This is a genomic window from Sphingomonas sp. M1A8_2b, from assembly GCF_053345535.1.
Genome location: NZ_JBKFAH010000002.1, coordinates 756,085 through 770,246 on the forward strand (window position 1 = coordinate 756,085; position 14,162 = coordinate 770,246).

Annotated in this window: 18 protein-coding genes; 12 read left to right on the forward strand and 6 right to left on the reverse strand. The window is 64.6% G+C overall.

Annotated elements, in window-relative coordinates:
• The first annotated feature begins 40 nt into the window (after positions 1 to 40).
• The 3 genes from ACLBWL_RS11580 to ACLBWL_RS11590 all read left to right on the forward strand — a co-directional run bounded on the left by ACLBWL_RS11580 (position 41) and on the right by ACLBWL_RS11590 (position 3,798).
• A complete protein-coding gene (locus ACLBWL_RS11580; protein ID WP_447793141.1) occupies positions 41 to 982 on the forward strand; it encodes a histone deacetylase family protein in 942 nt (313 codons plus the stop codon).
• Complete coding sequence (locus ACLBWL_RS11585; RefSeq protein ID WP_447793143.1) at positions 979 to 2,340, forward strand: cryptochrome/photolyase family protein; 1,362 nt, start codon at positions 979 to 981, stop codon at positions 2,338 to 2,340. Before ACLBWL_RS11580 ends, ACLBWL_RS11585 begins: the two co-directional genes overlap by 4 nt.
• Positions 2,341 to 2,553: 213 nt before the next feature.
• Positions 2,554 to 3,798, forward strand: a complete 1,245-nt coding sequence (locus ACLBWL_RS11590; protein WP_447793145.1) for a class I SAM-dependent methyltransferase — start codon at positions 2,554 to 2,556, stop codon at positions 3,796 to 3,798.
• A gap of 81 nt (positions 3,799 to 3,879) precedes the next feature.
• On the opposite strand, the gene ACLBWL_RS11595 is transcribed toward ACLBWL_RS11590, so the two are convergent.
• Together ACLBWL_RS11595 and purF are read right to left on the reverse strand one after the other, a co-directional pair.
• Positions 3,880 to 4,590, reverse strand: a complete 711-nt coding sequence (locus ACLBWL_RS11595) for an SDR family NAD(P)-dependent oxidoreductase (protein ID WP_447793147.1) — start codon at positions 4,588 to 4,590, stop codon at positions 3,880 to 3,882.
• A 16-nt stretch (positions 4,591 to 4,606) separates the two neighbouring features.
• Entirely contained in the window at positions 4,607 to 6,064 is a 1,458-nt protein-coding gene (gene purF, locus ACLBWL_RS11600; RefSeq protein WP_447793149.1) for an amidophosphoribosyltransferase, read from the reverse strand.
• A 120-nt stretch (positions 6,065 to 6,184) separates the two neighbouring features.
• On the opposite strand from purF, the gene hisI reads away from it, so the two are divergent.
• The 4 genes from hisI to ACLBWL_RS11620 are packed head-to-tail and all read left to right on the forward strand — an operon-like array spanning position 6,185 to position 9,335.
• On the forward strand, positions 6,185 to 6,547 hold the full coding sequence (gene hisI / locus ACLBWL_RS11605) for a phosphoribosyl-AMP cyclohydrolase (protein WP_447793151.1): 363 nt from the start codon (positions 6,185 to 6,187) through the stop codon (positions 6,545 to 6,547).
• Positions 6,544 to 7,044, forward strand: a complete 501-nt coding sequence (locus tag ACLBWL_RS11610) for a hypothetical protein (protein ID WP_447793153.1) — start codon at positions 6,544 to 6,546, stop codon at positions 7,042 to 7,044. Before hisI ends, ACLBWL_RS11610 begins: the two co-directional genes overlap by 4 nt.
• Before the next feature lie 32 nt (positions 7,045 to 7,076).
• Positions 7,077 to 7,529: a MerR family transcriptional regulator gene (locus ACLBWL_RS11615; RefSeq protein ID WP_254685612.1), complete on the forward strand. Its 453-nt coding sequence runs from the start codon at positions 7,077 to 7,079 to the stop codon at positions 7,527 to 7,529.
• A 3-nt stretch (positions 7,530 to 7,532) separates the two neighbouring features.
• Positions 7,533 to 9,335 carry an acyl-CoA dehydrogenase C-terminal domain-containing protein gene (locus tag ACLBWL_RS11620; protein WP_447793155.1) on the forward strand — a complete coding sequence of 601 codons (1,803 nt, stop codon included), beginning with the start codon at positions 7,533 to 7,535 and terminating at the stop codon, positions 9,333 to 9,335.
• Positions 9,336 to 9,493: 158 nt separating this feature from the next.
• Here ACLBWL_RS11620 and ACLBWL_RS11625 read toward each other — a convergent pair whose 3' ends face one another.
• A complete protein-coding gene (locus ACLBWL_RS11625; protein WP_131585077.1) occupies positions 9,494 to 9,763 on the reverse strand; it encodes a DUF1488 family protein in 270 nt (89 codons plus the stop codon).
• Positions 9,764 to 9,902: 139 nt separating this feature from the next.
• Entirely contained in the window at positions 9,903 to 10,238 is a 336-nt protein-coding gene (locus ACLBWL_RS11630; protein ID WP_447793158.1) for a hypothetical protein, read from the reverse strand.
• A 134-nt stretch (positions 10,239 to 10,372) separates the two neighbouring features.
• Here ACLBWL_RS11630 and ACLBWL_RS11635 point away from each other — a divergent pair, with 134 nt between their 5' ends.
• Positions 10,373 to 10,540: a hypothetical protein gene (locus tag ACLBWL_RS11635; RefSeq protein WP_447793160.1), complete on the forward strand. Its 168-nt coding sequence runs from the start codon at positions 10,373 to 10,375 to the stop codon at positions 10,538 to 10,540.
• Between the two features lie 179 nt (positions 10,541 to 10,719).
• Here the strand turns inward: ACLBWL_RS11635 and ACLBWL_RS11640 are convergent, their stop codons facing one another.
• Entirely contained in the window at positions 10,720 to 10,974 is a 255-nt protein-coding gene (locus tag ACLBWL_RS11640; RefSeq protein WP_447793162.1) for a hypothetical protein, read from the reverse strand.
• A 97-nt stretch (positions 10,975 to 11,071) separates the two neighbouring features.
• Here ACLBWL_RS11640 and ACLBWL_RS11645 point away from each other — a divergent pair, with 97 nt between their 5' ends.
• The 3 genes from ACLBWL_RS11645 (at position 11,072) to ACLBWL_RS11655 (ending at position 12,298) form a co-directional block, all read left to right on the forward strand.
• On the forward strand, positions 11,072 to 11,416 hold the full coding sequence (locus ACLBWL_RS11645) for a hypothetical protein (RefSeq protein ID WP_447793163.1): 345 nt from the start codon (positions 11,072 to 11,074) through the stop codon (positions 11,414 to 11,416).
• 86 nt (positions 11,417 to 11,502) lie between these two features.
• Positions 11,503 to 11,841 carry a hypothetical protein gene (locus tag ACLBWL_RS11650; protein WP_447793165.1) on the forward strand — a complete coding sequence of 113 codons (339 nt, stop codon included), beginning with the start codon at positions 11,503 to 11,505 and terminating at the stop codon, positions 11,839 to 11,841.
• Positions 11,842 to 11,851: 10 nt separating this feature from the next.
• A complete protein-coding gene (locus ACLBWL_RS11655) occupies positions 11,852 to 12,298 on the forward strand; it encodes a hypothetical protein (protein ID WP_447793167.1) in 447 nt (148 codons plus the stop codon).
• A 395-nt stretch (positions 12,299 to 12,693) separates the two neighbouring features.
• On the opposite strand, the gene ACLBWL_RS11660 is transcribed toward ACLBWL_RS11655, so the two are convergent.
• A complete protein-coding gene (locus ACLBWL_RS11660; protein ID WP_447793168.1) occupies positions 12,694 to 13,401 on the reverse strand; it encodes a DUF6629 family protein in 708 nt (235 codons plus the stop codon).
• Positions 13,402 to 13,607: 206 nt separating this feature from the next.
• Between ACLBWL_RS11660 and ACLBWL_RS11665 the strand changes: the two genes are divergently transcribed.
• Positions 13,608 to 13,790 (forward strand): transposase, encoded by a 183-nt coding sequence (locus ACLBWL_RS11665; protein ID WP_447793170.1) that lies wholly within the window; start codon positions 13,608 to 13,610, stop codon positions 13,788 to 13,790.
• The last annotated feature ends 372 nt before the right edge of the window (positions 13,791 to 14,162 follow it).

Sequence of the window (14,162 nt, forward strand, 5' to 3'; positions counted from 1 at the left end):
GCCGCTTGGGGCTCGGGGCGCGCGATCCTACCTATGGAGCATGATCCACGTCGTCCACCATCCCGACTATGTCACGCCGGCGCCGGCGCGTTCGACCTATCGCTGGAACAAGAACGGGCTGATCCGTGACCTGCTGCTCGCCAAGGGCGATGCGGTCGCTTGGCACGTGCCCGAGGCCACACCAACCGCGTGGCTGGAGGCGGTGCACGACGAGGATTATGTCGCCGAGGTGCTGGACGCGCGCGTGCCGAAGGAGAAGGAGCGGCGAATCGGCTTTCCAGTCACCCCGTCGGTCGCGTCGCGCGCGACGATCGTGCCGCATGGGACCTGGCTTGCAGCGTGTCTCGCGCTGGGACACGGGTTTGCGGCAAACACGGCGGGTGGCAGCCATCATGCGCTCGCGAACACCGGGGCGGGGTTCTGCGTGTTCAACGATCTGGCGGTGGCGGCGGCGCGGCTGATCGACGAGCGCCGCGTGGCGCGCGTGCTCATCGTCGATTGCGACGTGCACCAAGGCGACGGGACTGCGGCGTTGCTGGCCGGTCGACCGGAAATCGCGACCTATTCGATCCATGCGGAGAAGAACTTTCCGGTGCGCAAGGCCCGGTCGACGCTCGACGTGCCGCTGCCAGACCGGGTCGGCGACGAGACGTATCTCGCGGCGCTGGAGCAGACCTTGGTGCCGTTGCTCGACGAGGTTCGGCCCGACCTGATCCTGTACCAGGCGGGGGTCGACCCGTTCGACGGCGATCGACTTGGGCGATTGTCGGTGACGCTGGACGGCTTGGCGCGGCGCGAGCGGCTGGTCGCAGGGCTGGCGATAGCGCGCGGCGTGCCGCTCGCGAGCACCGTCGGCGGCGGCTATGGGGAAGACGCGCTGGCAATTGCCGAGCGACACGTCGCGGCGATCATGACGCTTGGCGAAACTTTTGCCGCCGCGGGTGACGCCGGACTGCGGGTTGGTGCATTGAACGCGCGATGACGACACCTTCCCTTCTCTGGCTGCGCCAGGACCTCCGCCTTCACGATCAACCCGCGTTGATCGCCGCTGCGCATGCGGGGCCGGTGATTCCGGTCTATGTCCTCGACGACGATGCGCCGGGCAAATGGAAGATGGGCGGCGCGCAACGCTGGTGGCTGCATCACACGCTCGACGCGTTCGGGAAGTCGCTGGCCGACAAGGGATCGAAACTGATCCTGCGGCGCGGCGATGCGATCGAATTGCTGACGGCGCTGATGGAGGAAACCGGCGCCGAGCACATCCACGCGATCCGCCATTACGAGCCGTGGTGGCGCAAGGCCGAGGCCGCGCTGGGCGATCGATTGTGCCTGCATGACGGCAACCATCTCGCGCGCGTCGAGGACGTGAAGACGGGGTCTGGCGGGCAGTTCAAGGTGTATTCCTCGTTCTGGAAGGCCCTGAACCAGATGATGCCGCCGGGCGAGCCTGAGCCTGTACCGCGGACGGTTCCGGCGCCGTCGTCATGGCCGGAAAGTGAAAAGCTCGCGGACTGGGACCTGCTGCCGACCAAGCCCGACTGGTCGACGGGGTTCGCGGACTGGACACCGGGCGAGGCGCAGGCGTTGAAGAACGCGAGGGCAATGGCGCCAATCGTGGAGGCCTATGACGTCGACCGCAACCTGCCGTCGATCGAGGGCACCTCGCGCCTGTCGCCGCATCTCCATTTCGGCGAGATCTCGCCGCGCGCGGTGTGGCATGCGGTCGATGGACACGGCGATGCGACGACGTTTCGCAAGGAACTCGCATGGCGCGATTTCACCGATGGCGTCGTGCTGGCGATGCCGGATTACGGCGACACGAACGGGCGGCCCAAGTTCGACAAGCTCCCATGGCGGTCTGGCAGGGAGGCCGATGCCGACCTAAAGGCGTGGCAGGAGGGCAGGACCGGCTATCCGATCGTCGATGCGGGCATGCGCCAGCTTTGGGCGACGGGGTGGATGCACAACCGTGTGCGGATGATCACGGCGAGCTTTCTCGTGAAGCATCTGCTGATCGACTGGCGCGAGGGGGAGCGGTGGTTCTGGGACTGCCTGGTCGATGCGGATTACGGGAATAATGCGGTGAACTGGCAGTGGGTCGCCGGCACCGGGGTGGATTCGAACATGTTCGGGCGGATCATGGCACCGTTGTCGCAGTCCGAGAAGTTCGATGCGGGGGACTATATTCGGGAGTGGGTGCCGGAACTGGCGAAGGTGTCGGGGGCGGCGATCCATGATCCAGACGAGTCCGGCTGCCGGCCGAAGGCGTATCCGGCGAAGATCGTCGGCCATCGCGAAGGACGCGAACGTGCGTTAGAGGCCGGGCGGCACGCGCGGTAGGGGCGCGTCTGCTTCCCTCCCTCGCAGGGCGGGCCGGGGGTGGGTTGGCCGGTTCGAGCCAATGACGGCTGATCAAGCGGAGCCCGCCCCACCCCCAACCCCTCCCTTTCAGGGGGGGGGGTGTTGTGGCGTTGGCTGAGACAATGGCCTTCCAGCGGTTTCCAGACCGCCGCCTCTTTCCTAGCCGCGGCCCCTGTTGCATGGAGCGCCGCGATGACTGCCGTTCCCGCTTTCGATGATGTGCCCGCCGCGCAGGTTTCCCCGGTTGCGCGTCTCGTCGCGCCGGTTTTCCACCGATTGCTCGACCGGATCGACGCGGGGCTTGAGAGCGGCGGGATCGACGCACGCCTCCCCGACGGCACGCGGCGGCTGATCGGCGGACGCGCGCCTGGGCCTTTGCCTGTCGTCACCGTCCATCGTTGGCGCGCTCTGGTGCGGTTGGCGACGGCGGGGTCGGTCGGCTGGTACGAGGGCTGGGCGGCAGGCGACTGGTCGAGCCCCGATCCGGTGCCGCTGTTCGACCTGTTCATGCGCAACCGCCGCTCGCTCGGGGGCGCGGCGCGATCGGGGGGCGTGGTGCGGCTGGCGGCGCGGGCGTGGCACCGGATGCGGCGGAACGACCCGACTGGCTCGCGGAAGAACATCGCGGCGCATTACGACCTCGGGAACGATTTCTACGAGACGTGGCTCGATCCGAGCCTGACCTATTCGAGCGCGATCTTCGCCGAGCCGTTCGACGATGCCGAATCGCATGAGGCGGCGCAGACGACCAAGCTGCGCGCGATCCTCGACCGGACCGGGGCGCGGGCGGGCGATACGATCCTGGAGATCGGGTGCGGTTGGGGTTCGTTCGCCGAGATGGCGGCGCGGGCGGGGGTCGGCGTGCATGCGCTGACCTTGTCGGTCGAGCAGAAGCGGCAGGTCGACGACCGGATCGCGGCGGCGGGGCTGGACGGCGTGCGCGTGGCGCTGACCGATTACCGCGACGTCACCGGGACCTATGACGCGGTCGCGAGCATCGAGATGGTCGAGGCGGTCGGCGAGGAATATTGGCCGGTGTATCTCGACGCGATCGCGCGCGCGCTGAAGCCGGGTGGGCGCGCGGCGTTGCAGTATATCTCGATCGACGATGCGATCTTCGACTCCTATTCGCGCAGCGTCGATTTCATCCAGCGTTATGTGTTCCCGGGTGGGATGCTGCTGTCCGAACCGCGGTTTCGCGCGCTGGCGGAGGCGCGGGGACTGATGTGGGAGGACCGGCGCGGGTTCGGGTTGCACTATGCCGAGACGTTACGGCGGTGGCGGGTGGCGTTCGATGCTGCGTTTGCCGAGGGGCGGTTGCCGGCGCGGTTCGATGCGCGGTTCGTGGCGTTGTGGCGCTACTATCTGATGTATTGCGAGGGCGGGTTTCTCGGCGGCGGGATCGATGTGGCGCAGGTTACTTTGGTGAAGCGGTAGTGTTTTCCTGCGAACGCAGGAACCCAGGGTAACGGGGGGTGGCGATGGTGATCCTGGGCTCCTGCGTTCGCAGGAGAACGGTTAGCCGACCCGCTCGAAATGGCCGGCTTCAAAACCTTCGATTGCCAGCGCGACGATGCGGTCGGCCACCACCGTCGGCTCCTTGACCGAGTTCGGATCCTCGCCCGGATAGGCCCGCGCGCGCATCTTGGTCCGCGTCGCGCCGGGATCGACGATCGCGGTGCGGATTGCGCTGATCTCGGCCATCTCGTCGCCATACGCGCCGAGGAGGGTTTCGAACGCCGCCTTCGACGCGCCGTAGAGCCCCCAGTACGCGCGAGGCTTGCGGCCGACGCTGGAGGTCACGCCGATCACGCGAGCCGACTTCGCCTTCTTCAGCATCGGATCGAACGCTGCGATCAGCGCCGCCTGCGCGCTGACGTTGAGTGTCAGTACCTGCGCCATTTCCTTCGGGTCGATCGCCGGGACCGACGACAGCGACCCCAGCATGCCGGCGTTGAGCACGAGGATGTCGAGCGCATCCCAGCGGTCGCCGATCGCTGTCGCCAGCCGCGCAATCGCCTCGCTCTCGGCCAGATCGAGCGGGGCTATCGTCGCCGAGCCCCCCGCACCGTGGATCGTCGCCTCGACCTCCTCGAGACCGCCGGGCGTACGCGCCGTCAGGACGACGTGCGCGCCCTTTGCCGCCAGCGCGATCGCAGTCGCAGCGCCGATGCCCCGGCTGGCACCGGTGACCAGCGCCAGCCGGCCTTCGAGAGGCTTGTCCGTCATATACGCTCCGGGATTGTCAGATGACGCGTTCGGCGAGCATCGCGAACTGATCGACTTCCGAACCTTCGTCATGATCGGTCAGCGTTGTCGGATAGTCGCCGGTGAAGCACGCATCGCAATATTTCGGGCGGACATCCGCGCGCTTCGCCTCGCCGAGCGCCTTGTAGAGGCCGTCGATCGAGATAAAGTTCAGGCTGTCCGCATGGATGAAGCCGGTCATCCCGCCGAGATCGAGCTTGGCCGCGAGGAGCTTCGCGCGCTCGGGCGTATCGACGCCGTAGAAGCAGGAATGCCGCGTCGGCGGGCTGGCGATCCGCATATGCACTTCGGCGGCACCCGCCTCGCGCATCATCTGGACGATCTTCAGCGAAGTCGTACCGCGGACGATCGAATCGTCGACCAGGATGACCCGCTTGTCCTTGATCAGCGCGCGGTTGGCGTTGTGCTTCAGCTTCACGCCGAGGTGGCGGACCTTGTCGCCCGGCGAGATGAACGTCCGGCCGACATAATGCGATCGGATGATGCCGAGCTCGAACGGGATGCCCGACTGCTGCGCATAGCCGATCGCCGCCGGCGTGCCCGAATCGGGGACCGGGATGACGAGATCGGCATCGACCGGCGATTCGATCGCGAGCTGCGCGCCGATCGCTTTGCGCACCGAATAGATCGAGTGATCGTCAACGATCGAATCGGGGCGCGAGAAATACACCCATTCGAAGATGCACGGCCGCGCCGCCATCGGTGCGAACGGGCGGATCGAGCGGATCTCCGAGCCCTGGACGATGACCAGTTCGCCCGGCTCGACTGCCCGGACGAACGTGGCGCCGACGACGTCGAGCGCGACCGTCTCGGACGCGAAGATCACCGCATCGTCGAGCTTGCCCATGACGAGCGGTCGGATGCCGAGCGGATCGCGGCAGGCGATCATCCCCTCCGGCGTCATCACGATCAGCGAATACGCGCCCTCGATCTGCTTCAGCGCATCGATGAACCGGTCGAGCAGCGTGCGATAGTTCGACGTCGCGACGAGATGAATAATCGTCTCGGTATCGCTGGTCGACTGGAAGATCGAACCGCGGCGGACGAGTTCGCGACGCAGCCGCATCGCATTGGAAATATTGCCGTTATGCGCGATCGCGAAGCCACCGGTCGACAGCTCGGCATAGAGCGGCTGGACGTTGCGCAGCGCGGTCTCGCCGGTCGTCGAATAGCGGACATGCCCGCAGGCGACGGTGCCCGGCAGCGCGCGGATCACGTCGTCGCGGTCGAAATTGCCCGCGACATGGCCCATCGCGCGGTGGGTGTGGAAATTGGCGCCGTCGAAGGTGGTTATCCCGGCGGCTTCCTGCCCGCGGTGCTGCAACGCGTGCAGCCCCAGGGCTACGAGCGCGGCTGCGCCATCGGTGGCGGAGACGCCGAACACCCCGCATTCTTCGCGGAGTTTGTCGTCATCGAAAGGATTGGTCGTCTGCATGCCGGATCTCACGTCGTGCGGAAGCTGCCCTATACGAGCGGTTGGCGGGCTTGTCGCCTGTTTGTAATAACATTGCGTGCTGCTGGTCGCATCGGGGCGGGTTTCGGGTATATCCGGGGCATGACATACAGCCGCGACACGGGCCTGACGCTCGATCCCAAATTCGATTCCGCCGGGCTTCTGACCGCGGTCGTCACCGATCGCGTGTCGGGCGACGTGCTGATGGTCGCGCACATGAATGCCGAGGCGCTGGCGGAGACGCAGGCAACCGGCGAGGCGCATTTCTGGTCGCGGAGCCGGGAAAAGCTGTGGAAGAAGGGCGAGACGTCGGGGAACGTGCTGCGCGTCGCCGAGCTGCGGATCGATTGCGATCAGGATGCGGTGTGGGTGATCGCCGACGCGGCAGGGCCGGCGTGCCATACTGGAGAGCGGACATGCTTCTTCCGGCGGATCGAGGGGGGCAGACTGGTGCTGGCCGAATGAAGCGGGTGCTGTTGCTCGCACTGGTGTTGTGCGGGTGCGGGCGGGAGCCGAAGACTGCGGTTGCGGATAGCGCAGGGGCTCGGCTGGAGGCTGCGGCCGAGACGGCGGGGATCGTGCCGGACCCGAACGCGCCGCTGCAAGGATACTGGGCGCGCGATACTGATCGGATCTGCGTCGTCGGTACCGAGAAGACCGCACGGATCGGGGTCAGCGTCGATTACGGCGAAGATCAGGGCTGTGCCGCATCCGGGACGGTCGAGCGCTCGGGGGATGCGCTGAAACTCGCCTTCGGTGCGTGCCAATTCGGCGCGAAGTTCGACGGCGACCGGATCGTCTTCCCACCCGAGATACCCGAGGCTTGCGAGTCGCTCTGCACCGGCCGGGCATCGCTGGCCGCTGTGACGGTGGATCGGATCAGCGAATCGCGCTCGGAGGCCTCGACGTTGCGCTCAACGGGTGGGCGATCATCTGCCGGGAAGTTGCTTTGCGCTAATTGACGTTGACGTAAACGAGAGTTATTTGTCCCGGGATGGCGACACGAGCATCCCTCTCTCCGGTCTCTCCCGAATCCTACGCGGTGATCGAACCGCGGCATGATCGCGAGAGCTTCACGATCTCCGATCTCTCCGCCGAGTTCGACGTCACCGCGCGCGCGCTCCGGTTCTACGAGGACGAGGGCCTGATCGCGCCTGAGCGTCGCGGCACGCAGCGCATCTATTCGCACCGCGACCGCGCGCGCCTCGCCTGGATCCTGCGCGGCAAGCGCGTCGGGTTTAGTCTCGGCGAAATCCGCGAGATGATCGATCTCTACGATCTCGGCGACGGCCGCCGTGCGCAGCGCCAGGTCGTGATCGAGCGCAGCCAGGCGCGGATCGCGCTGCTCACGGCGCAGAAGCGCGATATAGATCTCGCCATCGACGAACTCACCAGTTTCGTGGCCCTTCTCGAAGCCAGCCGCGCCCAAGACACCCCGCAAGGATAAACCATGCCCCAGTATACGCCCCCCGTTCGCGACACGCGTTTCGTCCTCGAGCATGTCGTCGGCCTGCCACGCTATTCCAATCTCCCCGGCTTCGATGCAGCCTCGCCCGACGTCGTCGACGCGGTGCTCGAAGAGGGCGGCAAGTTCGTCGCCGAGGTCTTGTTCCCGCTCAACCTGTCGGGCGATCAGCAGGGTTGCACGCGGCACGAGGACGGCTCGGTGACGACGCCGGACGGCTTCAAGGAAGCGTACAAGCAGTATGTCGAGAGCGGCTGGGCGACGCTCGGCAATCAGCCCGAATATGGCGGGCAGGGCATGCCGCACGTCGTCTCGACCGCGTTCCAGGAATACATGATCTCGTCGAACATGGCGTTCGCGATGTACCCCGGCCTGACGCACGGCGCGATCGCCGCGCTGATCGCCAAGGGTTCGGATGCGCAGAAGGCGATGTACGTGCCGAAGATGGTGTCGGGCGAATGGGGCGGGACGATGAACCTGACGGAGCCGCAGTGCGGCACCGATCTCGGCCTGATCCGCACCAAGGCCGAGCCGCAGGCGGATGGCTCGTACGCGATCACCGGCACGAAGATCTTCATCTCGAGCGGTGAGCATGACCTGACCGAGAACATCATCCACCTCGTGCTGGCCAAGACGCCGGGTGCGCCGGATAATGTGAAGGGCATTTCGCTGTTCGTCGTACCGAAGGTCCTCGTCAACGAGGACGGTTCGCTCGGCGCGCGCAACGGCGTCACCTGCGGGTCGATCGAGCACAAGATGGGCATCCACGCGAACTCGACCTGCGTGATGAACTATGATTCGGCGACCGGCTGGCTCGTCGGCGAGGAGACGAAGGGCCTCGCCGCGATGTTCATCATGATGAACGCCGCACGTCTCGGCGTGGGCTTGCAGGGTCTCGGCGTGGCCGAGGTCGCCTACCAGAATGCCGTCCAGTACGCGCAGGACCGTCGCCAGGGCCGCGCGCTGACCGGGGCGAAGGAGCCGCAGGAGAAGGCCGACACGCTGTTCGTCCATCCCGATATCCGCCGCATGCTGATGGAGGGCAAGTCGCTGACCGAGGGCCTACGCGCGCTGATCCTGTGGACCGCGCTCCAGGCCGATCTCGAGCATCACGCCGAAACCGAGGAAGAGCGCCAGATCGCAGGTGACATGATCAGCCTGCTGACCCCGGTCATCAAGGGCTATGGCACCGATAAGGGCTACGAGATCGCGACCAACGCGCAGCAGGTTTACGGCGGCCACGGCTACATCGCTGAGTGGGGCATGGAGCAGTATGTCCGCGATGCCCGGATCGCGATGATCTACGAGGGCACCAACGGCGTCCAGGCGATGGATCTGGTCGGGCGCAAGCTCGCGCAGAATGGCGGGCGCGGGATCCAGGCGTTCTTCAAGCTGGTGGCGGACGACGTCGCGGCGGCGAAGGGCGATCCGGCGACGTCGGCGTTCGCCGAGGCGCTGGAGAAGGCGAACGGCCAGCTTCAGGCGGCGACGATGTGGTTCATGGCGAACGGCATGAAGAACCCCGAGAACGTCGGCGCCGGCGCAGTCAGCTACATGCACCTGATGGGGATCGTCGCGGTCGGGGTGATGTGGCTGCGGATGGCGGTCGCCGCGACCAAGCTGAAGGCGGCGGGCGAGGGCGAGGCTGCGTTCCTCGACGCCAAGCTGGTGACCGCGCGCTTCTATGCCGAGCGGATTCTGCCAGATGCCGGCGCGCTGCGGCGGAAGATCGAGGGCGGCGCGGAGTCGCTGATGGCGCTGCCGCCCGAGATGTTCATGGCGGCGTAAGGCACCTTCGCCGATAAGCTGGAAGAGCCGGCGGAAGGCTCAAACGAATACGGCCTGCCACTCAGAAGGTGCGCAGGCCGTATTCATGTCGATCGCCGGGATGCCGCGAGGATCGGTCCTATCCGGACGGCCGCAGCATCGCGGCCGTCCGGCCGTGATTATTCGAGGTCGTTCTCGTCGACCACGACGGTGGTCGCCGATGGCTTGCGCTCGATCGCGGCGAGGCAGGCGTCGATGATGTCGTCGTTGAAACGGTTGAACAGCTCGATCCCGTCGTCTTCCGGTTCGTCGCCGCTGAGTTCCTTGAGCACCGCGTATTTCACCGCGAACTCATATTCGTCGCCGTCGAATTCGCCGGTGAATTCGATCTGCTTTTCGATGTCGTTGTCGACAACGCTCGACTGGTCGATCTCGAGACTGTTTGCCATGCTGGAACTCCTTGGATTTGCGCGTCTACTGCCCGCCCTCGCGCGACAGCGCAAGCCGTCGTCTGCCATCCCGCAAGACGATGATCGATGGCGATCGCCGGCGATCGATAGCGCAGCCCGATGCCGGGGCTTGGGACGCTCAGACCGACAGGCCGCGACCCCTGATCTCGCCCAGCAAGGCCTCGGCCACCGGATTGCCGATCTCGCCACCCGGCTGCCGATACGCATCCAGCAATTCCGCATCAGAAGCGCCGCGCAACAGCGCATCGGTCTCGGCGGTAAATGTCGCCGCTTCCTGCGCCGCCATGTCCGCCGCGTCATCGCTCGTTACCGCGGGCGCGACGCCGGGGTCGGGCGCATGCGCCATCGCCGAGTCTTGCTTGAACACGTCAAAGGCCTCGGCGGCCTCGTTGCGCTCCTCGATGGCGATCTCCAGGCGGGTGAAAAGGTCGAGCGGCGATGCGGTATTTTCCATGGGTCAGCTTATCCCCGCTTCGTAGGTCCGAGTAAATGGTCCGTGCTTCCATAATACCCGGCTGATGACCGCCTGTGAAACCGCTGCATCCAACACGGGTGCGTGTCCGTAGCTGGGCCAAAAGGGGAATGATCATGGCGCATGCATCCTGGCCTCCAGAAGCCGATCGGCAGCTCGTACGGCAGTATATGTCCGGCGCGGACGTCGCGGATATCGCCAATTCATTCGGCCGAACCGTCAGCGCGGTGCGCACGCGCGCCTGCACGCTCGGTCTGCAAAGGCGCAAGACGACCAGGAACTGAGATACCGATTTGGCGTGGCGGGGTAACCTATTCGAGGGCGATCCGCTTGGTGCGATTGGCGACGCGCGGGTCGATCGCCACAGCGGCCGCCTTGTTGTTCGCGGCCTCGCCCGCTCGTCCCGCCCTGTTGGCGGCAACGCCACGCGAATAGAGCGTCCACGCAGTGCGAGGATTCGCCTTCAGGGCGGCGTATAGTCCAGCAGCGCCGCGTCGAACTCTCCGCGACGAAGCCGGATCAACCCGCGACTATCTAGATACGCAGGGTTTCCCGGGGTCAATTTCAGCGCGGCATTGCAATCCGATAGCGCCTGACCAAGCTCGCGGTTGAGCTGACCACGCGCCCAGCAACGCCCGTTGAACGCGGCGGCGCGCGTGGCGTCCTGCGGATGGGCTCGAAGCCATTGGTCGTAACTCGCCAGCGCGGCGGCTGGCATCTCGATGCTGTCGTACAGGCCGCCAAGGATGAACTGACTGGCAAGATCTCGACCAAGACGATGTATCGTTGGCGAAATTTACGGAGTAGCAGGTACGGTGTTCGACCTGATGCTTCGGTATCGTCGTGATTGTGGCGGCGACCCGTTATTGGCGGGCGATCGCATTCCTGACCCAGATGGAGAGGGGCATTTCCGCCTTTGGGCGGGTGAGCAGGTTAGCGGGATTGAGCCCGAGGAAGACATCTACACCGTTGACGAGGTGTTCAACGGTTCTGAGGAAGAATTGCGTGCGCATGCCAAAATATACCCCGACAGGAGACCGGAAGTCGAAGCCGCGCTTGTATTGTTGCAACAGTATCGCCAGCGCTTCTGGCCGAGAAGCGGCGATTCCGGATGCGCGCACCGCGCATCTTTACCCGTTCCACGTGTCAACGTTTTCTGAGCGAAAGCATGCACAGGCTTGCGAGTGTTGTGAGTAGCGTTGCACACTTTAACGGCTAATCTCGCATGGCTTGGAACTAGGCTCGAATGGAATATGCCATGGTCGCCGAGGGGATTATTGCCGGTTCGGACGACGCCTTGATCGTTACCGCTCACCGCGCAACCGATCATCTCGCCCAGAACAGTCTCGACGCCGTACAATGGCCGGGATGGATCGAGATCGTGACTGACGAAGATTATGTGAAGCGGGGGCGGCGTCGTCAGATCGATCATCCCGATAGACCGAGAGCGTTCATAGCACTTGATCCGGTACTGCTCCACAATCATTGGCTGGTTACCGGAATGTTCAATCGGGTCCAGGGGACTTGCATGTTCTCACAGCATATGGCCGTTCCGGCCGTGCAAGGAATGACGGGCGAGCATTGAGATTATGCTCTTGTCAGCATGGCCGCAGATCCCGGCGTTGGGCGACTTGCCCGACCCTGGAGGCAACCGGCGTCCGAAGGATGCCGTGTACCGGATTAGCCAGATGTTGGCCGCAGACCCTGCGCAGCTGCATGATCCGAAGTCGCCGATCCGTAGTAAGGCCAGAACCTATATGCCCCAATCGATGTCGCAGCGATGGCTCGCGGGTGGCTTGGCCGTGGAGGCAATGACCTGGTTGCAGACGTTCGAATGGCGTGAAGGCGATAGCGGCTTGCCACCGGTCGGTGTAATGCTGCGTGCATCGGGCTACATGCCGGAAATCAAACCGCGAGATAACATCGCTGCTGAAGTAGACGATTACGAATTATCGTCGTGTAAAACTCACATCAGCATGAATTTACGCGAGCCGAACGTCCGCATTCGCGCCGTCGCGATTCCAAAGCCGCTAGGCCGCTGAGGACCTGGGTTCTGTCCTTATAGGTTGTCGATTGGGCGCACGTTGAACGTCGGCTTCTGATAACAGCTGCCGTCTAACGCGTCGTTCGGGCGCGACAGAAAACTCCCAATGCTCGCCGTGTTCCGCGCCGTCGATGCGGCCGCGTAGCGCCCCGGCCGTGTCACGTTAACGAGCGTCCGAAGCTCGGACCCGGGCAAGCCGGCCTGAATGACTGCATGTGGGTCCAAGCGAACCAGGCTGACGGGCGCTTCCGCCAGCTTGACCAGCTTTAACCAGCTTTCGTCGAAAGACAGACAGACAGCTCAGATCGCCTCCCCCCAGACCCCGATCCGCTGCGCATTTACCATTGTCTTCCGTAAGCAGCGAGCGATCACGCGTATTTTATACCTCGCGGCCTACGTTCGGGCTCCTCGTAGCCACGTCCGCACGAATGGCTTGTCAGCGGTGGAAGCGCCGTTCGATGTCTCGAAGTCGATCTTGCGTCGATGGAACTGCCAATAGAGCGTGATGCTCAGGATCGCGGCGTAGAAGCACCAGACAGAAGCGAAGGCATAGCCCTTGATCAAGTGGACAAGCGTCAGCCCTATGATGTTGACGATGCCGTACGTTCTGACGACACTGTGGCTCGACAGCAGCAGCGCGCCGCACGTCGCCATTATGTAGACAATCGACACCGCCATGTTGCTAGTCATTGCGTTACGATATGCGATCGAAGAATGTTCGACGAAGGCACGGATCGGAAACAGGATCAGGCCTGCGATATTCCAGACGCATACGAAAGTTCCAGCTACGGTCAGCGCTACGATCGCGATACGACGCCGGCTTTGCGGCTCCATCAACGCGACCGCAACCGGCATCAATGTCGGCAGGACGCCGAGCGCGTAAAGCATGAACAGGAGCACAGCACGGTCGAGCGTAACCTGACCAAGCTCGCCGTGAAATGCCAGCCAGACGAGCCCCTCGCAGAACTGATGCCCTGCGAACAATAGCGGCACGGAGGCGAATAGTAGTGCGCGCGGCTCGCGAACGTGACGCAACGTCGCCACACCGATCGTCGCCAGCACCCCGGAAGCGACGAAGCTTGCAGTAGCCGAAAAGCACATGGGCGGTCTTTCAAGCTATTGGCAATAGGACCGGGTGGCGCGTTTTCCGCCACATAGCCAGCAACGCTTGTCGTTCCCGCTGTCAGTTTGGCACGTCCTCGGCAAACCAGGTCACGTAGACAAAGGTTGGCGCGCGTCTATCGCTTGATTCAAGGCTGTCTTTTGGAGGCGGTGCTGGGCGAGCGGATTGGGGTTTCGGATTAGGAGTGGGCTCTGATCGGCCCCCTGCTGCCGTCGGAGCGAGGCGTGGCTGCCGACCCGCGGGCGACAACCCGCCCTATTTCGAACGCATGGTTTGGATGGCGCGGACAGGCGCGCAATGGCGGCATTTGCCGGATGAATACGGCAATGGGAACAGCGTGTTCCGGCGGTATCGTCGCTGGGCGTGATGGGCGTGCTCGAAGCCATGCTGGAGACCCTGGGCGCTGTCGTCGAGCGGGATGTCGGTGCCGACATGATCGACAGCACCGAAGTCCGGGCGCACCACTGCGGCGTCGGGCAAAAAAAGGGATCAGGAATTCGAGGGGCTCGGCCGTTCGCGAGGCGGCTTCACGACCAGGCTGTACGGCCGATGCGATGGTCAGAGGCGCCCGCTATGTTTCGTCCTGACACCGGGGCAGGCCCACGACGTGAAGGGGTTGGGCCCTTGTTCGGAATGCTGGCTGAACCGCCGGACCCGGAAAACCCACAATGACCCAAGCACATCGAGTGCGGAGTATGATCGGGACCCGAGCCGCGCGAATGGCATTACGGCCAGCGGC

What these genes read in the sequence shown, in the direction of transcription:
- ACLBWL_RS11580 (WP_447793141.1), top strand. Translation starts at nt 41, where the DNA reads ATGATCCACGTCGTCCACCATCCCGACTATGTCACGCCGGCGCCGGCG.
- ACLBWL_RS11625 (WP_131585077.1), bottom strand. Translation starts at nt 9,763, where the DNA reads ATGGCAAACAGTCTCGAGATCGACCAGTCGAGCGTTGTCGACAACGAC.
- ACLBWL_RS11640 (WP_447793162.1), bottom strand. Translation starts at nt 10,974, where the DNA reads ATGCCAGCCGCCGCGCTGGCGAGTTACGACCAATGGCTTCGAGCCCAT.
- ACLBWL_RS11630 (WP_447793158.1), bottom strand. Translation starts at nt 10,238, where the DNA reads ATGGAAAATACCGCATCGCCGCTCGACCTTTTCACCCGCCTGGAGATC.
- ACLBWL_RS11650 (WP_447793165.1), top strand. Translation starts at nt 11,503, where the DNA reads ATGGAATATGCCATGGTCGCCGAGGGGATTATTGCCGGTTCGGACGAC.
- purF (WP_447793149.1), bottom strand. Translation starts at nt 6,064, where the DNA reads ATGCAGACGACCAATCCTTTCGATGACGACAAACTCCGCGAAGAATGC.
- ACLBWL_RS11590 (WP_447793145.1), top strand. Translation starts at nt 2,554, where the DNA reads ATGACTGCCGTTCCCGCTTTCGATGATGTGCCCGCCGCGCAGGTTTCC.
- ACLBWL_RS11660 (WP_447793168.1), bottom strand. Translation starts at nt 13,401, where the DNA reads ATGTGCTTTTCGGCTACTGCAAGCTTCGTCGCTTCCGGGGTGCTGGCG.
- ACLBWL_RS11615 (WP_254685612.1), top strand. Translation starts at nt 7,077, where the DNA reads ATGGCGACACGAGCATCCCTCTCTCCGGTCTCTCCCGAATCCTACGCG.
- hisI (WP_447793151.1), top strand. Translation starts at nt 6,185, where the DNA reads ATGACATACAGCCGCGACACGGGCCTGACGCTCGATCCCAAATTCGAT.
- ACLBWL_RS11585 (WP_447793143.1), top strand. Translation starts at nt 979, where the DNA reads ATGACGACACCTTCCCTTCTCTGGCTGCGCCAGGACCTCCGCCTTCAC.
- ACLBWL_RS11635 (WP_447793160.1), top strand. Translation starts at nt 10,373, where the DNA reads ATGGCGCATGCATCCTGGCCTCCAGAAGCCGATCGGCAGCTCGTACGG.
- ACLBWL_RS11620 (WP_447793155.1), top strand. Translation starts at nt 7,533, where the DNA reads ATGCCCCAGTATACGCCCCCCGTTCGCGACACGCGTTTCGTCCTCGAG.
- ACLBWL_RS11595 (WP_447793147.1), bottom strand. Translation starts at nt 4,590, where the DNA reads ATGACGGACAAGCCTCTCGAAGGCCGGCTGGCGCTGGTCACCGGTGCC.
- ACLBWL_RS11610 (WP_447793153.1), top strand. Translation starts at nt 6,544, where the DNA reads ATGAAGCGGGTGCTGTTGCTCGCACTGGTGTTGTGCGGGTGCGGGCGG.